Annotated in this window: 10 protein-coding genes; 4 read left to right on the top strand and 6 right to left on the bottom strand. The window is 39.5% G+C overall.

The features are described from left to right. Positions 1-24 precede the first annotated feature (24 nt). Genes ACQY1X_RS01940 through ACQY1X_RS01930 form a run of 3 tightly spaced genes read right to left on the bottom strand, consistent with a single transcriptional unit; the run spans position 25 to position 2,027 of the window. Positions 25-351, bottom strand: coding sequence for a hypothetical protein (locus tag ACQY1X_RS01940; RefSeq protein WP_430015316.1), 327 nt, complete (start codon positions 349-351; stop codon positions 25-27). Between the two features lie 17 nt (positions 352-368). Then, on the bottom strand, positions 369-635 hold the full coding sequence (locus ACQY1X_RS01935; RefSeq protein ID WP_430015315.1) for a hypothetical protein: 267 nt from the start codon (positions 633-635) through the stop codon (positions 369-371). A 45-nt stretch (positions 636-680) separates the two neighbouring features. Next, on the bottom strand, positions 681-2,027 hold the full coding sequence (locus ACQY1X_RS01930) for a glycoside hydrolase family 10 protein (RefSeq protein ID WP_430013855.1): 1,347 nt from the start codon (positions 2,025-2,027) through the stop codon (positions 681-683). An 834-nt stretch (positions 2,028-2,861) separates the two neighbouring features. On the opposite strand from ACQY1X_RS01930, the gene ACQY1X_RS01925 reads away from it, so the two are divergent. From ACQY1X_RS01925 to ACQY1X_RS01915, 3 genes are all read left to right on the top strand, one after another. Beyond that, the gene (locus ACQY1X_RS01925; RefSeq protein ID WP_002736280.1) at positions 2,862-4,301 is read left to right on the top strand and encodes a sensor histidine kinase; all 1,440 of its coding nucleotides are present in this window, start codon (positions 2,862-2,864) and stop codon (positions 4,299-4,301) included. 92 nt (positions 4,302-4,393) lie between these two features. Next, positions 4,394-5,491, top strand: coding sequence for a saccharopine dehydrogenase family protein (locus ACQY1X_RS01920; RefSeq protein WP_430015314.1), 1,098 nt, complete (start codon positions 4,394-4,396; stop codon positions 5,489-5,491). A gap of 3 nt (positions 5,492-5,494) precedes the next feature. Beyond that, the gene (locus ACQY1X_RS01915; protein WP_016516022.1) at positions 5,495-7,177 is read left to right on the top strand and encodes a mechanosensitive ion channel family protein; all 1,683 of its coding nucleotides are present in this window, start codon (positions 5,495-5,497) and stop codon (positions 7,175-7,177) included. Here the strand turns inward: ACQY1X_RS01915 and ACQY1X_RS01910 are convergent. The 3 genes from ACQY1X_RS01910 to ACQY1X_RS01900 form a co-directional block, all read right to left on the bottom strand. Beyond that, positions 7,104-7,607 carry a hydrogenase maturation protease gene (locus ACQY1X_RS01910; RefSeq protein ID WP_002738268.1) on the bottom strand — a complete coding sequence of 168 codons (504 nt, stop codon included), beginning with the start codon at positions 7,605-7,607 and terminating at the stop codon, positions 7,104-7,106. The genes ACQY1X_RS01915 and ACQY1X_RS01910 overlap by 74 nt on opposite strands. A 349-nt stretch (positions 7,608-7,956) precedes the next feature. Further along, positions 7,957-8,448: a GNAT family N-acetyltransferase gene (locus ACQY1X_RS01905; protein WP_002735254.1), complete on the bottom strand. Its 492-nt coding sequence runs from the start codon at positions 8,446-8,448 to the stop codon at positions 7,957-7,959. Positions 8,449-8,530: 82 nt separating this feature from the next. Beyond that, positions 8,531-14,668, bottom strand: a complete 6,138-nt coding sequence (locus tag ACQY1X_RS01900; protein ID WP_430015313.1) for a translocation/assembly module TamB domain-containing protein — start codon at positions 14,666-14,668, stop codon at positions 8,531-8,533. Positions 14,669-15,128: 460 nt separating this feature from the next. On the opposite strand from ACQY1X_RS01900, the gene ACQY1X_RS01895 reads away from it, so the two are divergent. Next, on the top strand, positions 15,129-16,319 hold the full coding sequence (locus ACQY1X_RS01895; protein WP_430015312.1) for a DUF3747 domain-containing protein: 1,191 nt from the start codon (positions 15,129-15,131) through the stop codon (positions 16,317-16,319). Positions 16,320-16,399: the final 80 nt, after the last annotated feature.

Raw genomic sequence — 16,399 nt, 5'->3', positions numbered from 1 at the left:
TCGTGACTTAATGATAACAGTTAACTATTTATTAACTTGCCCTCTGGTGGCAGTAATGGTATCAGAGACTAAAGCGGGCAAACCATGAAATAGCTTAGTTCCCGTGGCAATACCTAAGGCTGACAAAACTAAATCTAATTTGTAGAATGTAGCGATTTGCTCAGGTTTGGTTGTCGTCATATTTACCAAAGGTTCTAGAATACGAATCCCTGTAAAACTTGCCATAAAACCAAAGACAAGACTTAAGAAGAGAGCATATTTTTTGGTTAGAGTTATGTACTGGAGTAACTCTTTTTGTTTTGAGATTAATTGTGCTTCTTGTTCCTCCGTTCGAGAGGCAATATTTTTCAAAACACTAATCTCTTGTTCTAAAACCTCTTTCTGGGGATTACGCCAAGCAGCAATAAAAATTCTACGCTGCGTTCCACCACCGCAACAATAGCAATTGTGCCAATGAAAATCTTATCTAGGGCGATATCTCCCCGCATAGTTAACGAGGGAAAAATGGCAATATTAGCAAGCAGTAGAAAAGCCACCAATCCGACTAAAAACAGCAAAAACCAGAAGGGATTATTTAGCAAAAATTTTTCAGTTTTTGTAGCCATGCTATTCAAGGAAAGGGAAGATTGAGTCATGAATTTATCTCCTTTTATGGATAATTTTGAATCTCAAAGAATAAATTAAACAAATTGATCGGTAGCAAGAATTTGAGCCAATTTCTTCTCCCTGTCAGCCACGGTTTCTGTGGTGGGAATATGGTCTAATAAACTGCTATAGAAAAAATAGGCAAAACCGGCAAAATCTCGCTCACGAGTCTCCTGAGTTTGTGCTTGAATTAATTGGAAATTTACTCGTCTATCACTGGGTTTTAAACCTGTGAGAATACCGATGACGGTGGGAATATGTTCCCGCGCTGCTTTTACCTCTGATTTATCGATTTCTCTCTCAAAACTCTGGACATCTCCACGATAAGTTTGCAATGCCAGTTCTTCAATTAATCCTTCCTTTTCCCATGCTTCCCAATCAGCTAAAGCATGATCAACAGAAAATCCTAAAGGATTGGGAGAAATGGAGAGAATACAATCGTCTTTTTCCGCTTTAATGGTTTTAAAAATCAATCGCACTAATTGAGTTAACTTCTCCTTACGCCAATCTTTAAATTTCGCTAATTGGGGATTGCTTAAGGGACTAACTGAACCAGTTTCCTTTTGAAAAAGTTTGATAGTAAAGGATTCAAACCCCATGCTAAAATCAAAATTTTTAGTACCATTAGGCAAGAATTTTGCGTGATGAATAGCGAAGTGATCATCTAATTGAATACCATCAATTTCATAGTTTTTAACTACTTCACGAATAAGACTAACCCAAAAATCTTTAACTTCAGGATGAGCGGGATTTAAGCGGCAATTTCCATCACCATCAACGGTATTTTTCTGTTGATGAGTAAGCATAAACCAATCTGGTTTTTGGGCAAATAAGGGAGCAGCTGGGGGAACCATTAAACCATATTCAAACCAAGCAATAATCCGAAAGTTATACTTTTCTGTCTGATTAATCTCAATGATTTCTGCTAGTAGATCTCTACCGACTAACTCTTTTTCAAGGTTGACTTTTTTGAGTTTTTCCTTATCGGCAGTGAAGACATTATCAGCAATTTGTGATTGAAAAAACACATAGCCTTTGTTCCAAACTACTAGATAAAGAGTATTAAATCCTAAATTTTTAAGTTTTTCCAACCCAGCTTTTAGGTTATCTTTAGACTTGAGAATATCACTGTCAACATTGGTGAGCCAAACGCCCCGTATTTCTTCTACTTGTACATGATCATCAAAGAAAAATCCCGCTTTCCCCACTGAACCTTGTTCTGCGGCTAACTTGACAGAATAATGATTATTTTGGCGAAAATAAGATTTAATTGGCAGTTTAGTTCCCGCTTTGATTAAGGATTTTTGCCCACTATTGAGGGTTTCGGAAAAAGCTGTGGAAGACTTGAAAAACGTATCCTGAAGAATATGAATGTGCAGCATATTTTTTACTCTCTCTCAGACAAAGGATAAATGAACCTCAAATCCGCAGCAGCGACGGGTTCGGAAGACAGACAAGCGCACTTAGTTCTGATTAATTCTCAGAATTTGCTCACGGCAAAATATAGTCAATAACCGACCCCAACTATTGCTCGAAAGTTACCACTACTCAACTGTTTACCTAGCTTGAAAGCAACACTTAAACAGGCAAACCAAGAGCCGATGGTTCCTCCTATTGACGTAATGTCAAGGACAAAGGGTTTGGGAGCAAAGATCGGTTAGTTAGGGAAATCATTTGGGAACAATTTAACTCGCTCTATGATAACCATAGATAAACAAAAAAAATACTTAAATGTAACAAAAAAACACATAAGTCGGGAGGTGTAGTTAAATATTAGACTTATCGAGGTTGAATTGAGCTACTAAACCCACAACCAGCATAGGTAATCAACTGGACTAACCTATATTACAAATCATTAAGCCGATTGACAGCCTTTCCGATCAAGACGAAGTGTAACCTAATGGCTCTTCTCGACTTTGTGTGATAATTTTTGCTTATGGAATCGTGAAATACTTATCGGGTAACACTTTTAGGACTATTTTGTCGAAGAGACTATCAGTATAGACCTCGTTTCCACACAGAAACCAGAAGAGCCACCTAATTTGCTATCGACGACCGACTCCCCAAAAGCAAAACTTTGTACCTCACCATTAAGATAACTGTTATCAAAACGCGGATATCACTGCCAATAGAGTTCGGTTTTACCGTTATGGGATGGGCATTAACGGGGGTAATATTCTAGGTAAGGAATTTGTATCTAGTCAGTGATGAAGACGATGTTAAAGGGGTCTTTACCGAAATTAAGCGATATTTTCCCGCCGACTGACCATCAGGACCGGGAAACTTTCACCCCCAATGCTTTTTATCCTAATTTATCGGAATGGCTCAAGCGCTCGCAACTGAAAGCGGAAAGTGAATGGTTCGCAGCGATCGCATCTTTAGAAAATATCTTATTACAAAACCCAAATAATGCCGCCAGTCGGGGTTTAATTCTCTCCGGTCCGACGGCTTTAGTCAGAGAAAGCAAGGCTTTAACGGGTTTTAAATTCGGTGTTTTTACCGTTAAAGCTTTAAAACATTTACAATGGCTGGGTTTGCAATTGCCTTCTCAGGAAAAATCCGCCGCCGATATTTCCCCGACAGAGATTCATGAATTGCCTCTCTTGCCAACGGATCCGATTGCTAATGAAAGATTTTGTCTGGTTTTTAGCGAAAGTTTCGCTCTTTTGCTGGTTTTAGGCGAGGATCAGTGGGGTTTGTCCTCTTTTCAATTTTCCTTTGATCCCGTCCTCACTCAGCAAGCTTGGCAGCAGTTGCGGCAACGATTAGTTAATCTGCGTTATCCGCAAATCGAGACTTTAGAGGCAATTATCGAGGCTAATGGCAGTCCCTCGCCGGATTATCGTCTAGTTAGCCAATTTAGTCGCCAATTACTGCAAAATTTACCCAACCAGCCTAATTTAGACCTGAAAAAAACGAAATCGCCTATCAATGCCGAAATCACTCCGCCAAAGGAAGATAATTCTAATTTAGAATCGGGTTGTGATTTGGAATTATTGCGCGCTTTAACCCACGAAATTCGCACCCCTTTAACCACCATTCGCACCATTACCAGATTATTGTTAAAACGGGCCAAAGTAACGGAAGATGTAGAAAAATATTTAGAAACAATCGATTTAGAATGTAGTGAACAAATTCAGCGCATGGAATTAATTTTCCGAGCCGCAGAATTGGGTATTAATCCTCTGGGAGATAAACCAATTCAATTAATTCCAATTGCTCTAGAAAAAGTCTTTCAAGATAGTATTCCTCGGTGGCAAAAACAGGCTAAACGGCGCAATGTCAATTTAGAAGTTAATGTACCGAAAAAATTGCCTTCGGTAATTAGCGACCCGAATTTATTGGATCAAATGTTAAATGGAGTCGTGGAAAAATGTACTCGCAGTATGGCTAGTGGTGGACTGTTGCAAGTACATATATCAACGGCAGGAAATCAATTAAAAATGCAGTTTCAAACTCAAATAAAATCACCTAATCTTACCCTCAAAGCTTTGGGAAAAGTCCTAATGTTTCAACCAGAAACCGGTAGTTTAAGTCTGAATATGAAGGTGACTAAAAACCTTTTTCAAGCTTTGGGAGGTAAATTGATTGTGCGTGAAAAACCCGAAGAAGGTGAGATTTTAACTATTTTCTTGCCCCTCGGACGCATTAAATAAGTTGGGATTATTCTCAATTTTTCATCTTGTAAAATAGGCAAAATTGCCAAGAGGATGCTATACTAGGGCAACAAATATTATTGATAGTTGCCATGGAAAAAACTGTTTTAATTTTAGGTGGCACCGGTCGCATTGGTCAAAGTGTCGCCCTAGATATTATTAATCATACTTCAGCTAAAATTATTATCACAGGACGCAAGGAAAAAGCGATTAAATTACTGCCAAGAATGCAGTTTTTGGCTTTAGATTTAGAAGAAATAGACAAGCTTAGACAAGCAATTAAAAATAGTGATTTAGTCATTCATTGTGCCGGTCCCTTTCACTATCGCGATGGCAGGGTAGTAAAAATTTGCATCGAAGAAAAAGTCAATTATATTGATGTTAGTGATCATCGTTCTTTTTATCAAAAGTTAATTCCCTATCGAGAATTAGCGATAAAAGCGGGAATAACTGCCGTGGTTAATACGGGAATTTTTCCTGGTATTTCTAATAGTATAGTGCGGGAGGGAGTGGAACACTTAGATAGGGTAGAAACGATCCGTTTAAATTATGCCGTAGCCGGTTCAGGAGGTGCGGGATTAACTGTGATGCGGACAACTTTTCTCGGTTTAAAAAAGCCTTTTTTAGCTTGGATTGAGGGAAAATGGCAAGAGATTAAACCCTATACTGCCAGGGAAGTAATTGACTTTCCCGCTCCTTTGGGTAAAACTGGTGTTTATTGGTTTGATATGCCAGAAACCTATACTTTTGCCGAATCTTTTCCAGTGCAAAATGTGATCACAAAATTTGGTTCTATTCCCGATTTTTATAATCATTTAACTTGGATTACTGCCCATATTTTTCCCGATGCTTGGGTAGAAAGTTATCGGGGAATTGAGTTTTTTTCCCAAGTTAGTTATCGCATGACAGAAGTAACCGATAAATTTTCGGGAATTGGGGTGGCAATGTTGGCAAAAGTCGTCGGATGGCAAGGGCAGCAAAAAGCAGTTTATCAAGCAACTATGGTTCACGAGAATACTGCTCAAGCAGCGGGTTGGGGAACTGGCAGCGTGGCAGAATTAATCTTAGCGGCAAAACTCCAAAAAGCTGGGATTTATCCCGTGGAACAGGTGTTATCCACAGAACTATTCCATGCTACGATGAAAAAAAGAGGTATTAAACTCGATCGCTCCTGTACAATTGTGGCTTAGAAGATGAAAAAAATCTGGCGTTACCTAGGACTGTTTTGTTTAGTTTTGTTACTGACTTTATCCCCTATCTTCATGATAGCAGCCCAGAATAATCCTGCTAAACAGGGACAGGAAACACCCCTGGAAACTTTGGGAGAAGTTTTTCCCGTCATGCTTGATAATCAAGAACTTTTTACGATTCGGCAGGGAATAGGTTCTTTTTCAGCGCAAGAAAGAGCGAAATCGATTACAGACAGAATTGAAAAAATTGCCGATGACGATGCTCTTTCTCCTGAAGATTTAACTATAAAAATTGATCCTGAAGACAAAAACCCTTCGATTATTTTGGGAGATACGGTTATTGCTACTATTACTTCTAAAGATGCCAAATTACAGGCGGTCAGTCAAGAAGTATTAGCCGAACGAGCTTTAGCAAAGATTAAAGCGGCCATTGTCCGTTATCGTCAAGAACGTCAACCGGATAACCTCTTAAAAGATGCAGTTTTGACGGTAAGTGCTACCTTGGCCACGGTCTTAATTTTCTGGGTAATAATTTTTATATCTTCGCGGGTTTTTCCCCAGATTCAGAGGTTAATCACCTCCCTAGTTCCTGGGGTCGTATTCCAAAATTTTGAGATTATTAGTTCCCAGACAATAGGAATTTTTTCCCTAAGAGTTTTGCAATTTATCCGCACTCTAATTATTTTAACTATTCTCTATTTTTATTTAACTTTTGTCCTTCGTCTTTTTCCCTGGACTAGAAAATTTGGTGATGGTTTTCTGCAATACTTTTTTAGTGCTTTAGAAGTTGTTTCCCAAGAGATAGCAAAATATTTACCCAGTATTTTTATCATACTGCTAATTATTTTTATAACTCACTATCTGTTGAGAGCAATTAAACCATTTTTCACTGGATTGGAAAGAGAAAATTTAGTAATTAATGGTTTCTATCCCGATTGGGCAAAACCAACCTATAATTTACTGTCACTGCTGATAATTGCCTTAGCTATAGTCATCGCTTTTCCCTATCTACCTGGATTTAATTCTCCTGCTTTTCAGGGGGTGTCGGTATTTTTAGGGGTACTATTTTCCTTGGGTTCCACCTCTGCTATTGCTAACGTGGTGGGGGGAATTATCCTCATCTATACCCGCTCTTTTCAACTAGGAGATAAAATTTCTATTGGTGATGTTATTGGAGATGTGATTGAAAAAGGACTATTAGTCACCCGTATTCGCACACCAGCTAATAGAATTATCACGATTCCTAATTCATCGCTGTTAAACACTAATGTGATTAACTTTAGTGTCTCTCAAAGGGAATTCAAACAGCCTTTAATTTTGCAAACCACAGTCACTCTCGGTTATGATTTACCTTGGCGTAAGGTTCACGCAACCCTGAAAGAAGCAGCCTTAGCCACCCAATTTATTGTCTCAGAACCTGCTCCTTTTGTCTTGCAAACCAGTCTCGATGATTTTTATGTCAGCTATCAGCTAAATGCCTACACCGATCATCCTAACAAAATGGTGTATATTTATTCTGAATTACACCAAAATATTCAGGATAAATGTAACGAAGTCGGTATCGAAATTATGTCTCCTCACTACAAGGCTCTCCGGGATGGCAATCACAGCACTATTCCTGAAAATTATCTGCCGGAAGATTATCAAAGTCCTGCTTTTGGTATTCAGTCAAATCCTCAGAAGTAATAATTTTCCTAATAGCTTTAATCGCATTTGTCAAGCCCTTTTGAGTTATTGTTGATAATTCTTCACCAAATTCACAATTAATAGCAGGAATAAATATTCCCCAGGCCCTAGGAGTTTGTTGATAAATTGCTTGAGTTAATGCTAATAAAGAAGCAGGACTTTCTGCATGACCGAAATTATTCCATTCGGTAACTGCCGCTAATTTTTCTATCTGGATATCAGTTTGATTAGATAATACCGCATCAACAAAAATAACTAGAGAAGCATCAGCTATATCGGCCGCTAACTCAGGAGTCAATTGATGGGTAGCGATGACCTCTAGATTAGACCAATTCTCCTCGGCAATAATTTCGGCTATTCTCACTCCCACTCCGTCATCATTTCTTAAAGTATTACCATAGCCGATGAGCAGTATTTTAAAATTATTCATGGTCATAGCAGTTATCTTAATGATGATGTACAAAGTTTTCCTTTTTGGGGAGTCGATGGTCGATACCAAATTAGGTTATACTTCGTCTTGACCAGAAACGCTGTAAAATAAGTATAGGATATCTGGGATGATCTCGATACACAGCTTGACCTAATCGATAAATTAACTGAGTCTGGTAAGAAAACTTAAGCCTTGATAGTAGTTTCTTGATGAGGAAAAAATTATGCTAAGGAAGAGCCATAAATACTATCTCTTTTCTCTCACCTAGAAATCATCTCTAGGCGAACCAGAAAATACTGATATTCAATTAAGTCTAGAATTTAGTCTAGCTATGGGGAGAATTGCCTATTTAAGCGACTTTTTTCCCTAAAATGACCACATCAGCCAGAAAATCGTCTAGAGCGGCAATTTGGGGTAAATAACCCCATCGTTGAAAGCCGAATTTTTCAAAGAGACGAATACTGGCCTGATTGTGGGCAAAAATAATACAGATAAGATTAGATATACCCAATTTCGGACAGCAATTCAGGGCATATTCTACTAATAATTTACCGATTCCACGACCTTGATAATCGGGGGAAATATATAAACTAACCTCTGCCGTTTTTTGGTAAGCGACACGACCATAAAACATCTGTAAACTTAGCCAACCCACCACCCGACCTTCGATCGCTATTACCCAAATGGGATACTGTTCAGGATCGTGCTTTTTAAACCATTCTCGCCGACTTTCGAGGGAAATAGGCTTTAAATCTGCGGTTGCCTTGCGAGTGGGAACAGCGGCATTATAAATCTCGATAATTGTTGGTAAATCTGTTTCTTTAGCCTCGCGAATAATCATAGAATATCAAGTAAGATGAAGTATAACCTAATTTTGCCTTGTCTCCTAACTTCTGAACTCTCCTATATCTCTCAATCTTACCTTAAAATTGAGTTTGATAGCGGACGGTAAACTCATTCAAATTGTAATCGTAGGAGAAGCGGATAAAAGACTGGGAATTAACTCGATAGACGGTTTCCAAATTGGGAAGAATATTAAAATCGGTTGCTCCAATCGCATTACTAACCGCATTCTCCACATCATACACGACTCCTTGAGCTAAGAGGGGAATCGCCAACTGAACCACTCCAAACTGAATTAATTGTTCTGTATTTTTCCCCTGTAAACCATTAAAAACCGACAGCAATTGTTCCCCCAACAGTCGAACGATTTCCCCTTGGCTGCGGGGGGGAGTGCTAGTTAATTTAACTAGGGGAGTATTAAGCAATCCCTCATCTTCACCTCTAGCAAAAGCCACTCCTTGTAAACAATTAGCAGCTTTTTGTAATTCTGCATTTGTGTAGTTTTCCTCTAGGGGAAAAGGGGGACTATTGGGACGAATTTGGCACACTTCATTAATATTACGGCCTAAATTTGGTAGCAAGCGGTTTAATTCCCCTTCAACGCTGAGGGTGACATCGATCCTTTGAATGCGATTCAGACTATCATCGGGAATTTCATTACTAGGAAAATCCCCCCCCGGACGGGAGATAGCAAAATCGCGAGATTGAGAAAATTCGCTGAGAATTGTTCGCAGTTGAATATCAACAAAGGGATTAAAAAGTCCCAACCCGCGACTAGAATCAAAAACAATAACATTTTGATTGCGTCGGTTAAGAAGAAAACGAGTATCGATGTAGCTAACCCGTCCCCGATCGAGATTAATCACTCCATTGGTTTGTAATTTCTCCAGTGAAGTGAGCGAACCGTTCAAGGTTAAAGCACCACTAAAATCAAATTGATACAAAGGTTCTTGTTCGATGGATAATCCCGCTAAAGACACTTGGAAATTATTTAAAACTGGAGTAATATTGGTCGTCTGAGGAATGTTGAGAGGCTGCAGCCAGCGACTTACTGATTTATCCGTTTCTTGATTAATTTCTGGGGTGCGAGGAAGAAAAACTTTACCCCGAGAAAGACGTACATTACCCCCGATAATTGGTTGTTGAATTGTTCCCGTTACCATGGCATTCCCAGCAATTAATCCCCGATAAAGACCATTAATTGCTATATCTCCCTCTTGAATATTAACTGTTAAGGGATTAGGATTATTTTTGATGGCTTGAAAGAAAGGTAAAACTCCCACCACAGAAATTTGTCTGTCAGCGATCGAGCCTTGTAATTCCTCTACTGTTAAGCTTTCAGGGGTTAACCCAATGCGGCCATTTACGGTTAAAATCTCTGGAAAAGCAACACTGCGGATAGCGGCATTATTGAGAGTAACTATACCATTTGCTTCTAAATCTTTGATTTTTAAGCCTTCTTTTATATCTAATCTTCCCGTCGCTGAAAGAACTACCTCTCCCTCACCTTTAACCCATTCGATGGCGTTTTGACTGATAGCTTCAATTAATTTGAGTGCATCGGTTCCTAATTTTGCTTGGATTTTTAATTGATCATTACTCGGTAAGGGAGGATAGGGAATGCTGGCATAGAGTTGGATTGATTCGGAGGAGGTTGTCCGCAAATCAAAACGATACTGATTATAGGTAAATAAACCAATTATATCTTGATTAATATTTTGGGCATTAATTGCACCATCAATAAAGCCAAAGTTACCCTGAATACGAGGATTTAATAAAGTTCCTGTAATTTGACCTTGAGTTTTTAGACTACCAGATACATCCAAGGGAAACTGCACAAAATTTCTCAAGAGATCGAGAGAAAGATTTTCCACGGCAAAAGTCCCCTCTACTTTTTTTAAGGAAAAATCACCCGCTAAAAATAAGGAAGAATCTCGTGATTTTAATCTAATCGGTTCTATCCTGAGCAACTGACGATTTAAGTTAAGATTAATTGTTACTTCATCAATGGGAATTAATTGGGTATCGGTGGTGACAATTCCGAGAGGTTTAACAATATTTACTGTCGGTCTTTGGGGTCGCCATTCCCATCGATTGCCCTGAAATTGTACGCTAAGATCGGGATTTTTTAAAGTCCCAGTTAAGGCTATATTTGCTTGATAACGACCACGAAAATCTAGTTCAGACGGTATCCCAACTACCCCCCTTTCCCCTGCTAATTGCTGGATTATTTCTTCAATTTTTGCCCGCAAATTTACCTGTTCTGCTAGGGAAGCTTCGGGATTACCTACTCCTAGTGGACTAAGTTGAATAGCTGGGTTATTCTCAGAGGAGAAAAAGTTGATTAAACTGGTTAAATCATAGATACTAGCAACTGATAATAAATCTTGAATATAACCTTGATCTACCCTGAGTTTAGCTTCTATTTCTTGGGTTCGCCAATTAAATAAACCTTGCAGATTATATTGACTTGCACCCGCTTGTAAACTACCTTCTTGCAGTTGAACTATAGAATCCCGATAAACCAAATTTGCCGTTAATTTTTCCCCGATTAAGTTACCTAAACTAGGTCGATTAATCTCTAGTTGTCCCTCACCCTGTAGGTTAAATAAATTGATGTCTAAATTAGCACTCAATTGGCCAGTAATAATCCCCGGAATATTGTAGGCTGCCGTCGGAGATATTTTCAGGATTTCTAGGGGAAAATCGGCAATCTGAACATTTAAATTTTCTCCGCTTCGTTTAGCTGTTGCTAAAAAAGGAGTTTTATTTCCAAAAGCTTGGCGAATATTTATCCCTAAGGGAAGATAGGGCAGCAGACAATTATTTTGTTGACAAGGATCGAAAGTTAGGTCAATAATGTCCTGATTTCCCCGCAGATTTAAACTAATATTTTGACCGATTCCTGCTTGAATTGTTCCTTTTAGTAGGGGTTCAAAGAGTCGCTCATTAATGCTAAAGTTAGCTAAATTTATATCTCCTTTGATTCGTATATTTCCCACTTTTTGCCAAGCACTTAAGAGATTTTTTCCCGTGATTTGTCCTTGAAATTCTCCGATCCCTGTTAGTGTCGATTCTTTGGGTTTTAGGTTAGAATCAATCGGTAAAAGCGATATAATCTGAGTTAGCGGTACAGCAGCAAGGTCGGTTTTTGCCTGTAGATTTAAGTTAACCTCAGCGATATCGGGTTGACTGGTAAGATTAGCTAAAAGAATATTTCCTCGCACATTAAAGCTATTTTCTCCCCACTGTGCCGAAAGATTATTAATCTGAATTGGTGTTACTCCCTGCCAAATTTCTTTAATATTTCCCGCTAAATTGGCACTAAAATCTAGGTTAGGAATCGAGATTGATTTTACTCCCCCCAATTGCCTTAGTAGGACAGCGGGATCAAGATTAGCGGCAATAATATCACTTTGCCAGAAATTATTATTCAGTTGTGCCTTAGCTTTAATCTCTCCTTTAGCTACATTAATACGAGAGTTAAAAACTGCTTTAATACTGCTTAAGTTCAGTCGTTTTTCTAGCAGAGAGTCGAAAATAGTTTGGGCATTTCCTGTTGCTTGAAACTTCGTTTGGTAAATATTCAACGCTAGGGGAATATTAGTCTGAAAACGCTCTAAACTACCGAGAATATTAAAAATACCTTTGTTTAACTGAATATCAGTATTAATCGGATTATTATCCACTAACAAGCGAGTATTTACTCTAGCATTGATGGTGGACAGATTTGGTATTTTCCCCGCTAGTAAATTATTGATTGCACCAGTGAAATTGACTTGGGTTTTTCCTAGACTAACAGGAATATTTATCTTGGGTAAAAACGGATTTAAGTTAATCCCAGTCGTATTAATTATACCGCTTAAAATACCTTGTTCCAGTTGGGCTGTCGTTCTTAAAAATCGATTATTGACAAATAACTGTATATCTCCTTCTCCGCGCCAAGTTTTTAAATCCGTTAAAGTACCACTAATCAGAGAATTTATTCCACCAGCAAAGCTGATTTTTGTCCTGCCTAAACTAACGGGAACTGTTAAATTTTCCACTAGAGGATTGAGACTAATTCCCCCGGTGTTAACTGTTCCTGTCAGGAAACCTCGATTCAGTTTGGCTGTGGCAATTAAAGGATTATTATCTACTAATAACTCCATATTCCCTTGACCTTGCCAACTGCTGAAAATATTATTTTTATTATTCAGCAATTCCCCTAAATAACCCTGTAAATTAATTTGCGATTGCGTTAATTTAACCTGAGTTGGTAAGTTAGGCAATAGGGAATTAATCAGCAATCCCGCTAAGACAGCTTTAGCCTGAAAATTTCCTTGCGATACTTGACTATTGACTAAAATTGTGCCTTGTTTACCGCTAATTCTTAAGTTAGCAATTCCGTTTAAAGTATTAACATTGAGTTGATCAATTTTGCCACTAACTTGAATATTAGCTGTCTCTAAATTCAAGGGTTCTAAGGTTTCTAAGTAGGGGCAAATAATATCTACATATTGACAAAAGATAGGCAGAAAAGAAGTCAATAAAAAGTTATTACCCGTGATTTTTGCTTGGACTAATTTGCTAGTAAAATCACTATTAGCATTAACCTGTAGTTTGCCAGTATTTGTTTTAATGACCGTATCGGTTAAATTGATTTTGTTGCCTCCTAAAAATACTTTGCCCTCCCCAGCAACATTGATTAATCCTGACTGATTAACCCTGGGTATTTGCCAATTAATTAATAATTGGGGCAGTCCTAAACTCCCTCTAGCTTTAATATTAGCTTGCAGATCGCTTATATTAATTTGAGCGGGAATTGTGGCCAATTGAGATAAAATTTTTCTTGTGGGAAAATTTGCTTGTAAATTCAAATCAATCGGCATTTTTGTCCCGTCAAGAGGTTGATTTTTTTGCAGGGATTGCAGAATATTTAATTGCAATTTTCCTTCTCCTTTAATTTCTCCACCTGCGACGGGTTTAATTTGAATTTTATCTAAACTAAGACGATTGAGATTTGTTTGAAAATTACTGGTTATTGATTGAATGGGAATTTGCTCAAAAATAATCGGTTTGCTGCTGCTAACGGTTCCTTTAATTAGAGGTTGATCTAATTTTCCCGTCACTTGAAAAGTAGAGCGTGCCTCTCCCCGTAAATCTAGAGGTGATTGCAGATAAATAATTCTTAAAAGCTGTTGTAAATCCACCGATTCTAGCGCGACCTTGAGATGATAACCAGTTTGCCAATTTACTTCTCCCTTCACCTCAGTTTTAATCTTGCCAATACTTGCGGTCGCCTGTTCGACTAATACTTTATCTCCCTGTAAATTTAACTTAGTTGTTAGCTTAATTGGATACTGGAACGGTTGGAATTTTCCCGCCAAATCTGTCACCTGAAAATTGCCATTTCCTTCGGTTTGATTTAGCTTTGCCCAACTGGGAATATTGAGAGCAATATTAGCATTTACTTGTCCTTGATTTAATTGGAAATTGCTCCGAGGAATTAAAGTTAATAGTTCATTTAAGTTCAAACTATCAATCTGAAGATTAGTTTGACTTTCGCCCGTTTTTAACGCCGTTTCTCCTTGAATTTTTACTTGACTTTTGAGAATTTCTGCGCTAAAATCGTAGGTGAGAGGTTGCCTTTGATTATCGATGAATCTTCCCTGACCATCGGCCTTAATTTCTATCGGTTTTTTCAGGGCATAGGGTTGGATAGTAATGTCTCCCTTCTCCACCTGAAAACCCAGGTTTAACCTGATGAGTGCCTCCCGATCTAAGTTACTAGCTATTTTTTCTAAATTATCGAGCCATTGACCATTTTTATGCTGATCGAGATAAATACTGGGATTAATTAATTTGACATCAACTGGCAGCGGCAGACCTAAAAGTAAGGGCAGCGGATTTAATCCCAATTCGATCGCATCAACAGATACACTATCAGCAGAATTGGCCGTAGCTGGAATTTCCGATTTACCGATACGAATGCGATTAAAATAAAAGCCCTCTATCTTACCTACCCTGACAGGTCTGTGCAGCATTTCACTGAAGATATTGTCTAAAATTGGGGTGAGACGTTCATAAACTAAATAACGAGTCGTAAAATAGCCAAGGGAGGTAATTCCTAGGAGAGTAATTCCCCCGACAATTAAAGTAGAAGGCCGGCGGACAAATCGACCGATACTCAGAAAAAGATTAGGACGAGGAGAAGGATCACCAGGGGAGTTACTCATAATTGTCTACCTCACACACACCAAAGAAAGGGCAATGGCTCACCAGAGCTAATGAACTATGATAATTCACCGCGGCACTGATAGCCCTCAATCGATTAATTGCCATTTTTTAGGCAATTATTGGGCTTAAATCCTGTGGGGAAGTCAAGGGCTGCGGCCAATTAAAAGCCTCTCTCCCCATCTTAGCCTAAGACTCGAATGGCTGGCTAAAATTTTCAACAATTCGCCAACATCTCGCCAGTTTCAACAGCTAACCGAATTAATATTGATCAACCCACCAGTTCAAGCAGAATATTGCTAGGATGAATAGGTTCGGAAATTGAAGATTGAGAGAAAAGTTGTGCAGACAGACAACAATCCGGCGCAGTCTGGAACAACAACCGGAAGTATTCAGTCTTAGAATAGTGGGATTAGCACGTCTATTATTTTTACTGCAAAAATCGTCTTATAGATAAAGATCATGAAAGCTAGATTATCGATCGCCCTAACCGCCCTAATGACCTTGGGCATAACTGCCACACCAGCGGCCAACTTTGACGAACAGGACATCGAGCAGACCCAGGTAGTAGCGATCGCTCGTCCCTACGGAGGTAATAAATTTGACCTGCTAGTCTTGGAACAAATCCAGGGAAAACAGAAGTGTTGGAGCGAAAGCGGCTCAAATCCCGTCATGATCGACCCGCTGCTTCTCAACTTTGACTTTACCGGCATTTGTCGCCGCGCCACCGATAGTAATGGTTATTCTATCCGTCTCGATGGCCGGGATTTTGGGCTAGATTACATCCTGCGTATTGTGGAACGCAATGGCGAATTATACTTAGTGGGAACTCCCCGGGATGCTCGCAGACCGGAATTAGTGGTGGGAAGAACCCGAGGAATGCAAACAGGATTTATGAAAATTATCCTCGAACCGGGTTGGAGATTCAGCCGTCGTACTTTCCAAGGCAAAAGTTTAGGCCACTTCTACTTTAGCGGCAAAGAAACAGAAGTTCTCGCAGCCGCCGGCAGACCTCCTATCAACGAAACCACTCCTCCCCCCACTGCTGAGGCCAGTTTCCGGGATATTAGCGGCGATATCTATAAAACTGAGATCGAAAAAGCGATCGCGCTTGGGGTAGTGGCTGGTTTTAAAGAAGATAACAGCTTCCGCCCCGAAAATCCCGTTACCAGGGAACAATTCATCTCGATGATTATTGAGGGGATGGGAACTGTCACCAAAATTAACCTAGAAGAGATTCCCCCCGGCAGCGGCAGTTTTAACGATGTGGACGCGACGCGTTGGAGTGCCAAAAAAATCCAATGGGCCCGGGCTAATGGTATTGTTGCCGGCAAAGCTAACGGCGAATTCCGTCCGGGCGACCCCATCACCCGGGCCGAATTGATGGCGATCCTCAAACAGGCCGCCACCTACCTGAAAACTCAGCAAAAACAAGCCCCCGATTTGGCCCAAACTAAAACCCCCGCCAATTTTTCCGATACTTCTGGTCATTGGGCCGCTGGTTTAATTACCCAGATGTCGGGATTTTGCGCTGTGGCCTCTCCCTTGAACGAACAGGGTAGTGCTTTTGTACCAAATGATCCCACCCGTCGTAACTACGCAGCGGCCGCCATCGTCCGTACCCTCGATTGTGTTAAAACCGCCAAAAAATAAGTAGGGTTTGCGGCAAAAAGTTTTTCCTAGGGGTAGGGTGTGGGGTTTCACCCATTTTTGGGTGGTCAATTACCTAAAAT

The organism is Microcystis protocystis FBCC-A270, assembly GCF_050500235.1.
GTDB lineage: Bacteria > Cyanobacteriota > Cyanobacteriia > Cyanobacteriales > Microcystaceae > Microcystis > Microcystis ichthyoblabe_A.
This window is presented reverse-complemented; position numbering and strand designations above follow the sequence as displayed.

Coding starts and splice junctions, on each gene's coding strand:
- ACQY1X_RS01895 (WP_430015312.1), top strand. CDS start 15,129: ATGAAAGCTAGATTATCGATCGCCCTAACCGCCCTAATGACCTTGGGC.
- ACQY1X_RS01935 (WP_430015315.1), bottom strand. CDS start 635: ATGACTCAATCTTCCCTTTCCTTGAATAGCATGGCTACAAAAACTGAA.
- ACQY1X_RS01905 (WP_002735254.1), bottom strand. CDS start 8,448: ATGATTATTCGCGAGGCTAAAGAAACAGATTTACCAACAATTATCGAG.
- ACQY1X_RS01900 (WP_430015313.1), bottom strand. CDS start 14,668: ATGAGTAACTCCCCTGGTGATCCTTCTCCTCGTCCTAATCTTTTTCTG.
- ACQY1X_RS01925 (WP_002736280.1), top strand. CDS start 2,862: ATGTTAAAGGGGTCTTTACCGAAATTAAGCGATATTTTCCCGCCGACT.
- ACQY1X_RS01910 (WP_002738268.1), bottom strand. CDS start 7,607: ATGAATAATTTTAAAATACTGCTCATCGGCTATGGTAATACTTTAAGA.
- ACQY1X_RS01930 (WP_430013855.1), bottom strand. CDS start 2,027: ATGCTGCACATTCATATTCTTCAGGATACGTTTTTCAAGTCTTCCACA.
- ACQY1X_RS01915 (WP_016516022.1), top strand. CDS start 5,495: ATGAAAAAAATCTGGCGTTACCTAGGACTGTTTTGTTTAGTTTTGTTA.
- ACQY1X_RS01920 (WP_430015314.1), top strand. CDS start 4,394: ATGGAAAAAACTGTTTTAATTTTAGGTGGCACCGGTCGCATTGGTCAA.